General features: G+C 67.2%; 12 protein-coding genes. 4 read left to right on the top strand and 8 right to left on the bottom strand.

What is annotated here, in order from left to right:
- Positions 1 to 5 precede the first annotated feature (5 nt).
- From addB to FBZ93_RS12595, 4 genes are all read left to right on the top strand, one after another.
- Positions 6 to 3,152 (top strand): double-strand break repair protein AddB, encoded by a 3,147-nt coding sequence (gene addB / locus FBZ93_RS12610; protein ID WP_146986285.1) that lies wholly within the window; start codon positions 6 to 8, stop codon positions 3,150 to 3,152.
- Positions 3,146 to 6,625: a double-strand break repair helicase AddA gene (gene addA / locus FBZ93_RS12605; protein ID WP_167529016.1), complete on the top strand. Its 3,480-nt coding sequence runs from the start codon at positions 3,146 to 3,148 to the stop codon at positions 6,623 to 6,625. Before addB ends, addA begins: the two co-directional genes overlap by 7 nt.
- Before the next feature lie 116 nt (positions 6,626 to 6,741).
- On the top strand, positions 6,742 to 7,062 hold the full coding sequence (trxA, locus tag FBZ93_RS12600; protein WP_016847387.1) for a thioredoxin: 321 nt from the start codon (positions 6,742 to 6,744) through the stop codon (positions 7,060 to 7,062).
- A gap of 156 nt (positions 7,063 to 7,218) precedes the next feature.
- Positions 7,219 to 7,677: a DUF2231 domain-containing protein gene (locus tag FBZ93_RS12595; RefSeq protein WP_146986283.1), complete on the top strand. Its 459-nt coding sequence runs from the start codon at positions 7,219 to 7,221 to the stop codon at positions 7,675 to 7,677.
- Positions 7,678 to 7,723: 46 nt separating this feature from the next.
- Here FBZ93_RS12595 and FBZ93_RS12590 read toward each other — a convergent pair whose 3' ends face one another.
- The 8 genes from FBZ93_RS12590 to FBZ93_RS12555 all read right to left on the bottom strand — a co-directional run bounded on the left by FBZ93_RS12590 (position 7,724) and on the right by FBZ93_RS12555 (position 14,559).
- On the bottom strand, positions 7,724 to 8,464 hold the full coding sequence (locus tag FBZ93_RS12590; protein ID WP_146986282.1) for a metallophosphoesterase family protein: 741 nt from the start codon (positions 8,462 to 8,464) through the stop codon (positions 7,724 to 7,726).
- Positions 8,465 to 8,578: 114 nt separating this feature from the next.
- Positions 8,579 to 9,823, bottom strand: coding sequence for a bifunctional folylpolyglutamate synthase/dihydrofolate synthase (locus tag FBZ93_RS12585; RefSeq protein ID WP_246667478.1), 1,245 nt, complete (start codon positions 9,821 to 9,823; stop codon positions 8,579 to 8,581).
- Between the two features lie 95 nt (positions 9,824 to 9,918).
- Complete coding sequence (gene accD / locus FBZ93_RS12580; protein WP_146986280.1) at positions 9,919 to 10,860, bottom strand: acetyl-CoA carboxylase, carboxyltransferase subunit beta; 942 nt, start codon at positions 10,858 to 10,860, stop codon at positions 9,919 to 9,921.
- Positions 10,861 to 10,964: 104 nt separating this feature from the next.
- Positions 10,965 to 11,801 (bottom strand): tryptophan synthase subunit alpha, encoded by an 837-nt coding sequence (gene trpA, locus FBZ93_RS12575; RefSeq protein ID WP_146986279.1) that lies wholly within the window; start codon positions 11,799 to 11,801, stop codon positions 10,965 to 10,967.
- Entirely contained in the window at positions 11,798 to 13,015 is a 1,218-nt protein-coding gene (trpB, locus tag FBZ93_RS12570) for a tryptophan synthase subunit beta (protein ID WP_146986278.1), read from the bottom strand. Before trpB ends, trpA begins: the two co-directional genes overlap by 4 nt.
- Positions 13,012 to 13,671 (bottom strand): phosphoribosylanthranilate isomerase, encoded by a 660-nt coding sequence (locus tag FBZ93_RS12565; RefSeq protein ID WP_146986277.1) that lies wholly within the window; start codon positions 13,669 to 13,671, stop codon positions 13,012 to 13,014. The genes trpB and FBZ93_RS12565 overlap by 4 nt, the downstream gene beginning before the upstream one ends.
- A gap of 75 nt (positions 13,672 to 13,746) precedes the next feature.
- A complete protein-coding gene (locus FBZ93_RS12560; protein ID WP_167529015.1) occupies positions 13,747 to 14,133 on the bottom strand; it encodes a LapA family protein in 387 nt (128 codons plus the stop codon).
- 96 nt (positions 14,134 to 14,229) lie between these two features.
- On the bottom strand, positions 14,230 to 14,559 hold the full coding sequence (locus FBZ93_RS12555; protein ID WP_146986275.1) for an integration host factor subunit beta: 330 nt from the start codon (positions 14,557 to 14,559) through the stop codon (positions 14,230 to 14,232).
- Between the last annotated feature and the right edge of the window lie 173 nt (positions 14,560 to 14,732).

The following is a 14,732-nucleotide window of genomic DNA, read 5'->3' as shown; positions in this document are numbered from 1 at the left end:
AGCCCATGCGCGTCTTCAGCGTTCCCGTTTCCGCGCCGTTCCTGCGCACCGTCATCTCGGCGCTGGTCGACGGCCGCCTGGTGGCGGGATTCGAGGCACGCAACGATCCGGCCAAGCTCGCCAACGCCACGCTGTATCTGCCGACCCGCCGCGCCGGCCGGCTGGCGCGCGAAATCTTCCTCGACGTGCTCGATTCCGACGCCGCGGTGCTGCCGCGCATCGTAGCCCTCGGCGAGATCGACGAGGACGAGCTTGCCTTCGCGGACCAAGGCGACGATGTCGGCGGCGCTGCGCCGCTGGAAATTCCGCCACGGCTCGGCGAGCTGGAGCGCCGATTGACCCTGGCGCATCTGGTCGCGGCGTGGGCGAAGACGCCGGTGTCGGCGCCGCTGGTGGTCGGCGGACCCGCCTCGACGTTGCAACTCGCCGGCGATCTCGCACGGCTGATGGACGACATGGTGACGCGCGGCGTCGACTGGCGCCAGCTCGACCGTCTGGTGCCGGACCAGCTCGACAAATACTGGCAGCATTCGCTCGACTTCCTGCGCATCGCGCGCGACGCCTGGCCGAACTACCTCAAGGAGATCGGCCGGATCGAACCCGCGGCGCGCCGCGATCTGCTGATCGAGGCGGAAGCGGCGCGGCTGACCGCGCACCCCACGGGCCCGGTAATCGCTGCCGGTTCGACCGGCTCGATGCCGGCGACCGCGAAATTCCTGCACGCGGTGGCGAAGCTGCCGAACGGCGCGGTGGTGCTGCCCGGGCTCGACACCGATCTCGACGAGGACAGCTGGGACACGATCGGCGGCGAGCGTGGCGACGATGGCCGATTCACGACGCCGCCCTCGTCGAACCATCCGCAATTCGCGATGCACGCTTTGCTCGACCGCTTCGGCATCAAGCGCCGCGATGTCGAGAGCCTTGCTCAGCCCGCACCGCTCGGCCGCGAGGTGCTGGTGTCGGAGACGATGCGTCCCTCGACCGCGACCGCGCAATGGCATGACCGGCTGGAGCGGCCGGAGATCGTGGCGCGGATTTCCGCCGGGATGACCAATCTCACCGTGGTCGAGGCGCCCAATCCGGAGATGGAGGCGCTGGCGATCGCGGTCGCGATGCGCGAGGCGCGGCATCTCGGCAAATCGGCCGCGCTGGTGACGCCGGATCGCGCGCTGGCGCGCCGCGTGATGGCCTCGCTGACACGCTGGAATCTCGAGTTCGACGATTCCGGCGGCGATGCGCTGATGGAAACGCCGGCCGGCGTGTTCGCGCGCCTTACCGCGGAGGCTGCCGCCAAGGGGCTGGAGCCGCCGACATTGCTCGCGCTGCTCAAGCATCCGTTGTTGCGGCTCGGCGGCGCGCATAACGCACTGAAGCGCGCGATCGAGGTGCTGGAGATCGCGCTGCTGCGCGGCACGCGACCGCAACCGGGGACCGGCGGGCTTGCGCGCGACTTCGCGCGCTTCCGCGCCGAGCTGGTCAAGCTGCATGGCGGCGAGACCTCGTCGCTGCACGCCATGGAGCCGCGCGCCCGGCTGCGCGACAACGAGCTCAACCAGGCCCAGGACCTGATCACCAGATTGCAGGCGGCGCTGGCGCCGCTCGAAGGCATGGCGTCGTCAAAGCCGTTTGATTTCGCCGAGCTGGCCGCGCGCCACCGCGAGGCGCTGATCGCACTGTCGGCCGATCAAAATGGCGTCGCAATCGTGTTCGAGGAGCGCGCCGGCGCATCGCTCGCGTCCGCCTTCGACGAGCTGCTCGCCAGGCAGCAGCCGAGCGGGCTGATGACGCCGCTGTCAGATTATCCCGAGGTGTTCCAGACCGCGTTCGCCGACCGCATGGTGCGGCGGCCGGAAGCGGCGCGCGCGCAGCTCAATATCTACGGCTCGCTCGAAGCGCGTCTGACCGAAGCCGATCGCATCATCCTTGGCGGCCTGGTCGAGGGTGTCTGGCCGCCGGCGCCGCGGATCGATCCGTGGCTGAGCCGGCCGATGCGGCACGAGCTCGGGCTCGATCTGCCCGAGCGGCGCATCGGCCTTTCCGCGCACGACTTTGCGCAGCTGCTCGGCCATGACGAGGTGATCCTGACCCACGCCGCAAAGGTTGGCGGCGCGCCTGCGGTCGCCTCGCGCTTCCTGCACCGGCTCGAAGCGGTTGCGGGCGAAGCGCGCTGGAAGGCCGCGACATCGGCCGGCGAGATTTATGTGCAATATGCCGCCGAGCTCGACCGACCCGACAAGGTCGAGCCGGTGCCGCAGCCGGAGCCGCGGCCGCCGCGTGAGGCGCGGCCGCTGAAGATGTCGGTCACCGCTATCGAGGACTGGCTGCGCGATCCCTACACGATCTACGCGCGCTACATTTTGCGGCTCGATCCGCTCGACCCGGTCGACATGGCGCTGTCGGCGGCCGATCGCGGCTCCGCCATCCACGAATCGCTCGGCGAGTTCACACAGGTCTATGCCGATGCGCTGCCGGACGACATCAAGAGCGCGCTGCGCGACATCGGGGCCAAGCATTTTGCGCCGTTGATGGAGCGGCCCGAGGCGCGCGCGCTGTGGTGGCCGCGCTTCCAGCGCATCGCGGCGTGGTTTGCCGAATGGGAACAGGCGCGGCGCGGCGGTATCGACGCAATCAAGGCCGAGATCCGCGGCGAAATCGGCATTGCGCTCGACGATGCCAGGACATTCACGCTCTCCGCGCGCGCCGACCGCATCGAGCGGCGCGACGACGGCAGCTTCGCGATCCTCGACTACAAGACCGGCCAGCCGCCGACCGGCAAGCAGGTGCGGATGGGGCTGTCGCCGCAGCTCACGCTGGAAGCTGCGATCCTGCGCGAAGGCGGCTTCGCCGACATCCCGGCCGATTCCTCGGTCGGCGACCTCGTCTATGTCAGGCTGAGCGGCAACAACCCGCCGGGCGAGCAGCGTTCGCTGGAGCTGAAGATCAAGACCAACGACACGCCGCAGCCGCCAGATGAAGCCGCCGACAGCGCGCGGCGCAAGCTCGAAGCCTTGATCCGCGCCTTCGACGACGAGAGCCAGGCCTACACCTCGCTGAACCTCTCGATGTGGGCCAACCGCTACGGCGCCTATGACGACCTTGCGCGGATCAAGGAATGGTCCGCCGCCGGCGGCCTGGGGATCGAGGAATGGTGAAAGCCCCGCGTCCGATTCCGCCTGCAGTGCGCGATGCGCAGGCCCGCGCGTCCGATCCCAAGGCCTCGACCTTCGTGTCGGCCAATGCCGGCTCGGGCAAGACCCATGTGCTGGTGCAGCGCGTGATCCGCCTTTTGCTGTCGGGCGTGCCGCCGGAGAAGATCCTCTGCATCACCTTCACCAAGGCCGCAGCGGCGAACATGGCGGAGCGGGTGTTCACGACGCTCGGCCATTGGGTGACGCTGGATGACGCCCGGCTCGATACCGCGATCCGCGAAGCCGGCATCGCGCATCCCGGCGCTTCGCTACGGCGCGAGGCACGAAAACTGTTTGCCTGCGCGCTGGAGACGCCGGGCGGCCTGAAGGTGCAGACCATCCACGCGCTGTGCACCCGCCTGCTGCAGCAGTTCCCGTTCGAGGCCAACGTGCCGGCGCGCTTCGCCGTGCTCGACGACCGCGACCAGAACGAGATGATGGAACGCGCCAATCTCGCGGTGTTCCTCGAAGCGTCGCGGATTCCCGACAGTCCGATCGGCCGCGCGCTGCGGACGGCGATGGCGAATGCCGCCGACGTCACCTTCAAGGAGGTGGTCCGCGAGGCCTGCCTCAGCCGCGACCATTTCATGGCCTGGACCGATACCGCCGGCAACGCCGCGGCCGCCGCCGCGCAGATGTCGGCCGCGCTCGGCGTCGCCGCTGATGATCGCATCGAGGATGTCGAGAGTGAGATCGTTGATGGTCCCCATCTGAGGCACACCGGCTGGGAGGGGATCGCTGCCACGCTCGACACCGGCGCCAAGTCTGACAAGGACCAAGCCGCGCGACTGCGCGAAGCATTGGTCTTCACTGGCGCCGCGCGGGTGGATGCCTATCTGGCCGTGTTTTTGACCGATGCCGACCGCACACCGCGCAAATCGGTGGTGACGAAAAAGTTTTGCGACAACAATCCCGCAGTCGGTCGGCTGTTCGAAGCCGAAATCCGGCGCATCGGCCCCCTGATCGAACGCCGCCGCGCCGTGGTGACGCGCGACCGCAGCGAGGCGCTGATCCACATCGCGACCGCGGCGGCTGCGCACTACCGGCGCGAGAAGCTGGAACGCGGCCTGCTCGACTATGACGACCTGATCGACAAGACGCTTTCGATGCTCGACCGCGTCTCCTCCGGCTGGGTGCATTACAAGCTCGACCGCGGCGTCGATCACGTGCTGATCGACGAGGCGCAGGACACCAGCCCCCGGCAATGGGACATCGTCGCCCACATCATCTCCGAGTTCACCTCCGGCGCCGGCGCACGCGATGGGCTGGTGCGCACGGTGTTCGCGGTCGGCGACGAGAAGCAGTCGATCTTCTCGTTCCAGGGCGCCGCGCCGCGCGAATTCGACCTGCGCCGGCGCGAGCTGAAGCGGCGGTTCGAGGAGGCCGGGCTGAAATTCGATCCGGTGTCGTTCACCTATTCGTTCCGCTCGGGGCCGGTGATCCTGCATTCGGTCGACCACGTGTTCCGCGAACAGGAGATCTTCCGCAGCATCCACGCCGTCGAGAACGGCTACCCGATCCACAACGCGATGGCCGACGCCGGCCCCAGCCAGATCGAGCTGTGGGATCTCGCGGTCGCCGACGATCGCCAGGATATCGAAGGCTGGCGCGCGCCGTTCGACGGCGTCTCGGTGACCAGCCCCGAGGTGAAGCTGGCACGGCGCATCCAGGCCGAGATCAAGCGCCTGGTCACCAGCGGCACCATGACCGGCAGCGCCGGCGGGCGGCGGCCGTTGCGTTATGGCGACATGCTGATCCTGGTGCGGCGGCGCGGCAACGCCTTCGACGCGGTGATCCAGGCGCTGAAGCACGCGGGCATTCCGGTCGCCGGCGCCGACCGGCTGAAGCTGACCGAGCACATCGCGATCATCGACCTGATGAACCTCGCCGACGCGCTGCTGCTGCCGCAGGACGATCTCGCGCTCGCGGTGGCGCTGAAGAGCCCGCTGTTCGGGCTCGACGATGACGATCTGTTCAAGCTCGCGTACCAGCGCCGCGGTTCGCTGCGCGAGGCACTCTCCGCGCAGGCGTCGACCGACGAGCGCTTTTCGGCCGCGCTGCGCCGCCTCGAAGACTGCGAGCGCCGCTTCACCCAGGAGACGCCGTTCGCGTTCTACGCCTGGCTGCTCGGCGGCGACGACGGGCGGGCGCGCATCCTGCGCCGGCTCGGCCATGAGGCCAACGACGCGCTCGACGAATTCCTCGAGCTCGCGCTCGGCTATGAGCGCAAGGCGCCGGCCTCGCTGCAAGGCTTCGTCGCCTGGCTGCGCGCCGCCGACACCGAAGTGAAGCGCGACATGGAGATCTCGCGCGACGAGGTTCGCGTGATGACCGTGCACGGCGCCAAGGGCCTCGAGGCATCGGTGGTGTTCCTGGTGGACACCACGACCTCGCCGTCAGACACCCAGCGGCTGCGGCTGATCCATCTGCCGCAAGGCAACGCCGCGCCGAACGCGCCCGGCGTCGTGGTGTGGGCCGGCAAGAAGGCCGAGGATCCGCCCGCCGTCGCCGACGCGCGCAAGGCGATGCTCGGCGACACCGAGGACGAATATCGCCGCCTGCTCTATGTCGCGATGACCCGCGCCGCGGACCGGCTGATCGTCGGCGGCTGCATGCCCGGCAACATGAGCACGGTGCGGAAATCCTCCTGGTACGATCTGATCACCAAGGGGCTCGCCAATGCCGGGCTCGAGCTCGAGGAGCTGGAGACGCCGGCCGGCAAGGTGATGCGCTATTCGCGGCCGGATGACGTCGCCGATCTCACCGGCGCGGCCGCGTCAACGGCCGCGGCACCGGTCGCGCTGCCGTCCTGGCTGCGTACCGCGGCCGCCCCTGAAGCCGCTGCCACGGGCGTGCTGCGCCCGTCCGATCCGGCTGACGGCGACAGCCACCCGATACGATCAGGCGAATCAGTGCAGTTGCGCGCCCGCGCCCTGCAACGCGGCACGCTGGTGCACCGCCTGCTGCAATCGCTGCCCGAAATCGCGCTGGAACGACGGCTCGGCGCGGCGCTCGGCTATCTCACGCGTAACGCCGATGGCTGGAGCGAGGAAGAGCGCGCGGCGCTGGCCCGGCAAGTGGTCGCCCTGACCGTCGATCTGCGCTTCGCGCCGGTGTTTGCCCCCGGCAGCCGTGCCGAGGTTTCGATCGTCGGCCGGCTGGAGCGGCCGGGCCAGCCGAAGGCGCTGGTCTCGGGCCAGATCGACCGGCTGGTGGTGACGCCGAACGAGGTCCTGATCGTTGATTTCAAGACCAACCACGCTCCGCCAAAGACCGCCGCCGAGGCCCCCAGGGGCTATATCCGGCAGCTCGCGCTGTACCGTGCGGTGCTGGCAAAACTTTATCCCCAGAGGATCATCCACGCCGCCCTGCTCTGGACCGAAACCGCTGAAATGATGGAGATTTCCGCCTCCGCGCTGGACGCCGGGCTGGCATAAGTTCATGTCGGCGTGAGCAAGCTTGACCCGGCAAGGGGGCGTTCATACGTTTGCCCCATGCTCCCGGGCGCGATTCTCCACCGCGCCCTTTTGTCTCAACCGAACGAGGTACTCACATGGCCGTTGGCAAGGTTTCTGACGCCGATTTCGAAGCCGAAGTGCTCAAGGCGACCGGGCCGGTGGTCGTCGACTTCTGGGCCGAATGGTGCGGTCCCTGCCGCATGATCGCGCCCGCTCTCGATGAGATTTCCGGCGCGATGGGCGACAAGGTCAAGATCGTGAAGCTCAACGTCGACGAGAGCCCGAAGACCGCGTCGAAGTATGGCGTGATGTCGATCCCGACCCTGATGATCTTCAAGGGCGGCGAGATGGCGTCGCGTCAGGTCGGCGCCGCGCCGAAGGCGAAGCTGCAGCAGTGGATCACCGCTGCGGTCTGATCCGCTTTGAATTAGCTGATTTGCGACACGGCCGGCGCAAGCCGGCCGTTTTGTTTTGTGCGCGTTGCGCTGCAACGATGCGCGCTGCCTTGTCCAAATAGGAACTTTGCGCAGTGAGCCCAGGTTGAGGTGACTAACGGCCCTCAGGAGGGACCTATGTCAAACCCCAGATCAACCGCGCAGGTCGCGGGACATCCTATTCATCCGATGCTGATTCCGTTTCCGGTCGTGTGCTTTGTTTTGACCTTCGTTGCCGACCTCGCATTCTGGAAGACGGGCACTGACTTCTGGGCCAGCGCCTCGCTCTGGCTGCTTGGTATCGGCTTGATCATGGCCGCGCTCGCCGCCGTCGCCGGCGTGATCGATCTCCTTGGAGACGATCAGGTCCGCAACCTGTCCGACGCATGGCAGCATGCCGGCGGCAATGTCATCGCGGTGCTGGTCGCGCTGTTCAACTGGTATTCGCGCTTCGAGCACGGCTCATCAGCCATCGTGCCGACCGGCCTCGCCCTCTCGCTCATCGTGGTCCTGATCCTGCTGTTCACGGGATGGAAGGGCTGGGAGATGGTTTATCGCGAGCACGTCGGCGTCTCCGACGAGGCGCATATCCACTAGTGCCGCCGCTATGCACCAGCGCGCGAGCTTCGTCCCGGGCGCGACTTCAGCGGATCCATCCCGTCGCCAACGCCGAGGCGAGCTCGGCCTCGCCATTGTGCCGCGCCAGCGCCGCCATCGCCGCGTGATCGTACGGGATGTGGCGGAAGGTGACGTCCCAGCGACCATCGAGCTGCTCGAGGATGGCGTAGCGCGCGTCGGGTGAGCCGGCCTCCACGACATGCGGGTGCGGCTTGCCGGCGCGATAACCGGGTGAGCCGACGCTGCCGGGATTGACGATCAGCCTTCCGTCGCGCAACCGCACCGCGCGGGCGATGTGGGTGTGCGCGCACAGGATCAGCGATTGCGTTACGTCCGCCGCCCTCGCCTCGATCCCTTCCAGCGCGGACATCACGACCTCGCCGCCCGGCAGCACGGTGTCGAGCCAATAGGTCTCGTCATCTTGCGGCGTCGCGTGGCAGAGGAAGACCTCGTCGCGATAGACCGCATTCGCCGGCAGCGTGCGCAGCCAGTCGAGATGCCGCGGCTCGAGCTGGGTGTAGGTCCGCCGCTCCCATGAGCCCATTTTCTCGTGCGCGCGGTCGATCAGATAGCGGTCGTGATTGCCGAGCAGATGGACCGCATCGAGCTTCATCAGCATATCGATGGTCGGCTGCGCGTCGAGCGGTCCGCTCACCATGTCGCCGAGATCGACGACGTCGGAAATCCCCTGCGCGCGGATGTCCGACAGCACGGCTTCAAGCGCGAGATGATTGCCGTGGATGTCGGCGATCGCAGCAAATCGCATGATGTGTTGTCCTCCCGTAGCCCGGATGCAGCGAAGCGTAATCCGGGATGGCTGCCGTGACGGAATGAAAGGCCCCGGATTTCGCTTCGCTGCATCCGGGCTACGACACCAACATCATGCAGGAGGCGTGCCGTTGGCCGCAAGCACCGGGCCGGCGAGATAAAGCGAGCCGGTGATCAGGATGCGCGGCGGCACCTCGTAGGCGAGCGTGGCGAGCCGCTGCAACGCGGCATCGACGCCGGTCGCGATCTCGACACGCATGCCGAGCGCCCGCGCGGCATCGGCGAGTTTGTCCGGCGCCATGCCGTTGTCGCGGCCGGGTACGGGCACCGCGATGATGTGGCGCGTCAGCCCGGCGAAATTGGCGAGGAAGGCATTGGCATCCTTGTTGGCCATCATGCCTGCGATCACGACCAGCGGCCGCGACACCCGCTCCTCGAGATCGCCGAGCGCCGCCGCCGCGACGCGGCCACCCTCGGCATTGTGGCCGCCATCGAGCCAGACCTCGGAGCCCTGCGGCCCCTGGCAGACGAGCGTGCCGGAGACCAGCCGCTGCATCCGCGCCGGCCATTCCGCACTGACGATGCCGGCCTCGAAGGCCGCGATATTGAGCTTGAAGGTGTCGATCGCGCGCAGCGTTGCGATCGCCAGGCCCGCATTGTCGAACTGGTGCCGGCCGAACAGTTTTGGCGCGGCGAGATCGAGCAGGCCGCGCTCGTCCTGGTAGACCAGCCGGCCGCGCTCGACGCCGACATGCCATTGCTGGCCTGCCGCATGCAGCGGTGCGCGCATGCGATGCGCCTCCGCCTCGATCACCGCCATCGCGTCCGGCGCCTGCTCGGCTGAGACCACCGGCACCTTGCGCTTGATGATCGCGGCCTTCTCGCCGGCGATCGCCGTCAGATTGTCGCCGAGGAATTCCATGTGATCCATGCTGACCGGCGTAATCACCGAGGCCAGCGGCGTCTCGACCACATTGGTGGAATCGAGCCGGCCGCCGAGGCCGACCTCGAGCAGCGCGACGTCGGCCGGATGCTTTGCGAACAGGCAGAACGCGACCGCGGTTTCCATCTCGAAGATGGTGATGGGATTGTCGGCGTTGACGCGCTCGCAATCCTCGAACGTCGCGCGCAGCTCATCGTCGCCGACCAGCTTGCCGCCGCCGACCGCGCCGAGCCGGTAGCATTCGTTGATCCGCACGAGGTAAGGCGAGGTGAAGACATGCACGCGCAGACCCGATGCTTCGAGGATCGCGCGCAGATAGGCAACGGTCGAGCCCTTGCCGTTGGTGCCGGCGACATGGATCACCGGCGGCAGCTTGCGCTCGGGATGATCGAGCCGCTCCATCAGGCCGCGCATGCGATCGAGGCTGAGATCGATGCGCTTCGGATGCAGCGCCGATATCCGCGCGATCAGCGCCTCGAACGAGGCCTGTGATGGGGCGGCGCCTGCGGTCACGCGTGCGGCGCGGCCGGCACCGTCTCCGGGGCCGTGACGATCTGGGCCGGCTCGGTGACCGGCGTTGCGGGCTTCGATGCGGTTTCGAGCGCCGGCGATTTGGTGAACAGGCGGCACAGCCGCGCCAGCGTCGCCTTCATGTCATGGCGGTGCACGACCATGTCGACCATGCCATGCTCGCGGAGATATTCGGCACGCTGGAAACCTTCCGGCAGCTTCTCGCGGATGGTCTGCTCGATCACGCGCGCGCCGGCAAAGCCGATCAGCGCACCGGGCTCGGCGATCTGGACGTCGCCGAGCATCGCATAGGAGGCGGTAACGCCGCCGGTGGTCGGATTGGTCAGCACGACGATGTAGGGCTGCCGCGCCTCGCGCAGCATCTGCACGCCGACGGTGGTGCGCGGCATCTGCATCAGCGACAGGATGCCTTCCTGCATCCGCGCGCCGCCGGACGCGGCGAACACGATGAAGGGCGACTTCTTCTCGACCGCGAGCTCGAGCCCGCGCACCATCGCTTCACCGGCGGCCATGCCGAGCGAGCCGCCCATGAAGTCGAAATCCTGCACCGCGACCACGACGCCGGCGCCCTCGAGCTTGCCGTAGCCGACCTTGACCGCGTCGTTCAGCCCGGTCTTGGTGCGCGCGTCCTTGATGCGGTCGACATATTTGCGCTCGTCGCGGAATTTCAGCGGATCAGCTGCGACATCGGGCAGCGCGACGTCGAACCAGGTCTCGTTGTCGAAGATCGACTTCAGCCGCGCCACTGCGCCCATGCGCATGTGGTAATTCGAGCCGGGGATCACGAACTGGTTGGCCTCGACGTCCTTGTAGAACACGAGCTGCCCGGAATCCGGACACTTGATCCAGAGATTCTCCGGCGTCTCGCGCCGCAGGATGTTGCGGATCTTCGGCCGGACGACGTTGGTGAGCCAGTTCATGGTTCGCTCCGAAATGCGGGTCGGTCCCGCACCAGCTGGATATATGGCGGGCCGGGCGAACCCGGCAAGCCGCCGTTTGCGGCCTTGTTGCCGCAAAATGTGGCTTATTCAGCGGCCTGCTTGGCGCCCCGGACCCCCTGCGCCAGCGCCGACACCAGGTCCGCCACCGCGCTCACGGTCTTCGGCGTGGCACGGCCATCGACATCGAGGCTGCCCTTCAGGACATCGACCAGCGCGGTGCCGACCACGGAACCATCGGCGTTCTCGGCGATCGCACGCGCCGCTTCCGGAGTTCGGATGCCGAAGCCGACACAGACCGGGAGCGCGGTGTGCCGCTTGATGCGCGCTACGGCTGCTCCAACGACCTTGGAATCGGCCGCAGCACTGCCGGTGATTCCGGTGACCGCGACGTAGTAGACAAAGCCCGAGGTATTGGCGAGCACCGCCGGCAGGCGCTTGTCGTCGGTGGTCGGCGTCGCCAGGCGGATGAAGTTCAGCCCGGCCTTGATCGCGGGGATGCAGAGCTCGGTGTCTTCCTCCGGCGGCAGGTCGACGATGATCAGTCCGTCGACGCCGGCGGTCTTGGCATCGGCCAGGAAGCTGTCGACGCCGTAGATGTAGATCGGATTGTAGTAGCCCATCAGCACGATCGGCGTGGCGTTGTCCTCCTTGCGGAAGTCGCGGACCATCGCCAGCGTCTTGCGCAAGGTCATTCCGCCCTTGAGCGCGCGCAGCCCCGCCGCCTGGATCGACGGGCCGTCGGCCATCGGATCGGTGAAGGGCATGCCGATCTCGATGACGTCAGCGCCGGCCTTCGGCAGGGCCTTGAGGATGTCGAGCGAAGTTTTCGGGTCGGGGTCGCCGGCCATCACGAAGGTGACGAAAGCGGAGCGGCCCTGCTGCTTCAGCTCGGCGAAACGTGCGTCGATACGGGTGCTCACTTCTGCCTCGCCTTCAAGATGTCGCCGACCTGCGGCACGTCCTTGTCGCCGCGGCCCGAGAGGTTGACCACCATCAGGTGATCTCTGGGCCGCTGCGGCGCGAGCTCGGACAATTTCGCGATCGCATGCGCGGATTCCAGCGCCGGGATGATGCCTTCGAGCCGCGACAGCAGCTGGAATGCGGCCAGCGCCTCCTCGTCGGTGGCCGAGAGATACTTCACGCGGCCGATCTCGTGCAGCCAGGCGTGCTCCGGGCCGATGCCGGGATAGTCGAGGCCGGCCGAGATCGAATGCGCTTCCTCGATCTGGCCGTCGGCATCCATCAGCAGATAGGTGCGGTTGCCGTGCAGCACGCCGGGGCGGCCGCCGGCGAGTGAAGCGGCATGCAGCTGCGTCAGCCCGTGACCGGCCGCCTCGACGCCAAAAATCTCGACCGAGGGATCGTCGAGGAACGGATGGAACAGGCCCATCGCATTGGAGCCGCCGCCGATGCACGCGATCAGCGAGTCCGGCAGGCGGCCCTCGGCCTCCTGCATCTGCTTGCGGGTCTCGTGGCCGATGATCGACTGGAAATCGCGCACCATCATCGGATAGGGATGCGGTCCGGCCACCGTGCCGATGCAATAGAAGGTGTTGTGCACGTTGGTGACCCAATCGCGCAGCGCGTCGTTCATCGCATCCTTCAGCGTGCGCGCGCCCGACTGCACCGGCACGACCTTGGCGCCGAGCATCTCCATCCGGATCACGTTCGGCTGCTGCCGCTCGACGTCGACCGCGCCCATATAGACCACGCATTCGAGCCCGAACCGCGCGCACAGCGTCGCCGTCGCCACGCCATGCTGGCCGGCGCCGGTCTCGGCGATGATGCGCTTCTTGCCCATGCGGCGCGCGACCATGATCTGGCCGAGTACGTTGTTGACCTTGTGCGAACCGGTGTGATTGAGCTCCTCGCGCTTCAGATAGATCTTGGCGCCGCCGAGATGCTCGGTGAGCCGTTCAGCGAAGTACAGCGGCGAGGGCCGGCCGACATAGTCCTTCAGATAGACATTCATCTCGGCCTGGAACGCCGGATCGGCCTTGGCGTCGGCATAGGCCTTTTCGAGATCGAGGATCAGCGGCATCAGCGTTTCCGCGACGAAGCGTCCGCCGAAAATGCCGAAATGCCCGCGCTCGTCGGGACCGCTGCGGAAGGAATTGGGCAGATTTTGATTCATCGAACCATCAGTTCTTGGGTTGCGCGTGCGGCGCGGATGAAGGCGCGGATCAGCTCGGGATCCTTGACGCCGGGCGTGCGCTCGACGCCCGACGAGACGTCGACGCCGCCGGCGCGGGTGACGCGGACGGCTTCAGTGACGTTCTCGGCGTTGAGGCCGCCGGAGACCATGTAGGGCAGCGCGAGGTCGAGATTTTCCAGCACGTGCCAATCGAACGGCGCACCGAGACCGCCCGGGCGCGTGGCATCCTTCGGCGCGCGGGCATCGAACAGGATGCGGTCGGCGACGCCGGCATAGCCCGGCAGCGGCGCGAGATCGGCTGCGGTCTCGACCGGCAGCGCCTTCATCAGCGGCAGGCCGAATTTCTGCTTGAGATCACGCAGCCGCGCGGTGGTTTCCTTGCCGTGCAGTTGCAGGATATCCGGCCGCAGCGTCTCGATGATGTTCTCGATGGTCGCATCATCGGCATCGACGGTCAGCGCGACCTTCACAGCGCGGCCCTTGGCCTGTTTGCCGAGCTCGCGCGCGGTCTCGAGGCTGATATGGCGCGGCGACGGGGGAAAGAACACGAACCCCACCATATCGGCGCCACCCTCCAGCGCGACGTCGAGCGTCTCGCGCGTGGACAGGCCGCAGATTTTGACGAGCAGGGGCATGGTCTCGAAACGGGTCTCAAAACAGGTTTTCGGGCGGCCGGAACCGGGGTGAACCCTGGTCCGACGGGGCGGGTTCTACAACGTCGCGCCCTGCTTGTCTCGCCCATTGGGCCCGTAAAACCCGAGCTGGGCCGCGGTCGGGCGGCGCTGCGCGTCGTCCCGGGAGCCCGCCGCCCTGAGGTCGGCGAGCTCGGCGCGGATATGGCGGGCGTCGGCCTCGTGCTGCCGGGCGGCGCGGCGCCAGCGCCCCTGCTTGAACCAGGTCGCCATGCCGCCCGCGATCACGCCCAGGATCGCGGAAGCGATGATGACCACGAACAGCGGCAGTGTGACCGCAATCGTCGGCGTCACGGAATTGAAGGGATCAAACGACACCGTCACCCAGTGACGGTTGGCGACGGCAAAGATGATGAAGATCAGTCCGAGCGGAACGACGACCACTGCCGTGAAGAACTTTCGCATGACCATCTCTCGCAGCGATGGAGAAAGTGCGGGCGCATCGCCCGCAGCACGGCAACGCCGGAGGCGGCGCTCAGGCGTCAGCCTTAAGCATCAGGCTCAAGCATCGGCCTTGGGCGCGTCGATCCTCGAGGCTCCCGCCTCGGCCTCGTCGCGATTGAGGCGCTCGCGCATTTCCTTGCCGGTCTTGAAGAACGGCACGCTCTTCTGGTCGACCGGCACATGCTCGCCGGTTCGCGGATTGCGGCCGGCACGCGCCGGGCGATGCTTCACCGAGAATGCGCCGAAACCGCGCAGCTCGACGCGGTCGCCACGCGCCAGCGCCGCGACGATTTCATCGAGAATCGCATTCACAATGTTCTCGACGTCCCGCTGGTAGAGGTGCGGGTTGTGCTCGGCGATACGCTGAACAAGTTCGGATTTGATCATCGAAAATGGGATCCGGGCTCTTGCGGAAACCCATTTCCGTGAAAATGCCGTGCACTGTCAAGACGCTAAATCGATTTAGAACGCCGTGAAATCGCGTGACAAATAGCCCAATTGGGGCATGCGGCGATTCCCGCAGAGCGGGAATACCCTGATCACCACGCGTTTCGCACCCG

It is taken from the genome of Bradyrhizobium macuxiense (genome assembly GCF_007993935.1).
Taxonomy (GTDB): Bacteria; Pseudomonadota; Alphaproteobacteria; order Rhizobiales; family Xanthobacteraceae; genus Bradyrhizobium; species Bradyrhizobium macuxiense_A.
Note: the sequence above shows the minus strand (reverse complement) of the source record. Positions and strands in the feature narration are given on the sequence as shown.

Excerpts from the sequence above, each read along its gene's own strand:
- FBZ93_RS12595 (WP_146986283.1), top strand. The coding sequence starts at position 7,219 with ATGTCAAACCCCAGATCAACCGCGCAGGTCGCGGGACATCCTATTCAT.
- FBZ93_RS12555 (WP_146986275.1), bottom strand. The coding sequence starts at position 14,559 with ATGATCAAATCCGAACTTGTTCAGCGTATCGCCGAGCACAACCCGCAC.
- FBZ93_RS12585 (WP_246667478.1), bottom strand. The coding sequence starts at position 9,823 with ATGCGCGGCCTGATGGAGCGGCTCGATCATCCCGAGCGCAAGCTGCCG.
- addB (WP_146986285.1), top strand. The coding sequence starts at position 6 with ATGCGCGTCTTCAGCGTTCCCGTTTCCGCGCCGTTCCTGCGCACCGTC.
- trpB (WP_146986278.1), bottom strand. The coding sequence starts at position 13,015 with ATGAATCAAAATCTGCCCAATTCCTTCCGCAGCGGTCCCGACGAGCGC.
- FBZ93_RS12590 (WP_146986282.1), bottom strand. The coding sequence starts at position 8,464 with ATGCGATTTGCTGCGATCGCCGACATCCACGGCAATCATCTCGCGCTT.
- FBZ93_RS12560 (WP_167529015.1), bottom strand. The coding sequence starts at position 14,133 with ATGCGAAAGTTCTTCACGGCAGTGGTCGTCGTTCCGCTCGGACTGATC.
- FBZ93_RS12565 (WP_146986277.1), bottom strand. The coding sequence starts at position 13,671 with ATGCCCCTGCTCGTCAAAATCTGCGGCCTGTCCACGCGCGAGACGCTC.
- accD (WP_146986280.1), bottom strand. The coding sequence starts at position 10,860 with ATGAACTGGCTCACCAACGTCGTCCGGCCGAAGATCCGCAACATCCTG.
- addA (WP_167529016.1), top strand. The coding sequence starts at position 3,146 with ATGGTGAAAGCCCCGCGTCCGATTCCGCCTGCAGTGCGCGATGCGCAG.
- trxA (WP_016847387.1), top strand. The coding sequence starts at position 6,742 with ATGGCCGTTGGCAAGGTTTCTGACGCCGATTTCGAAGCCGAAGTGCTC.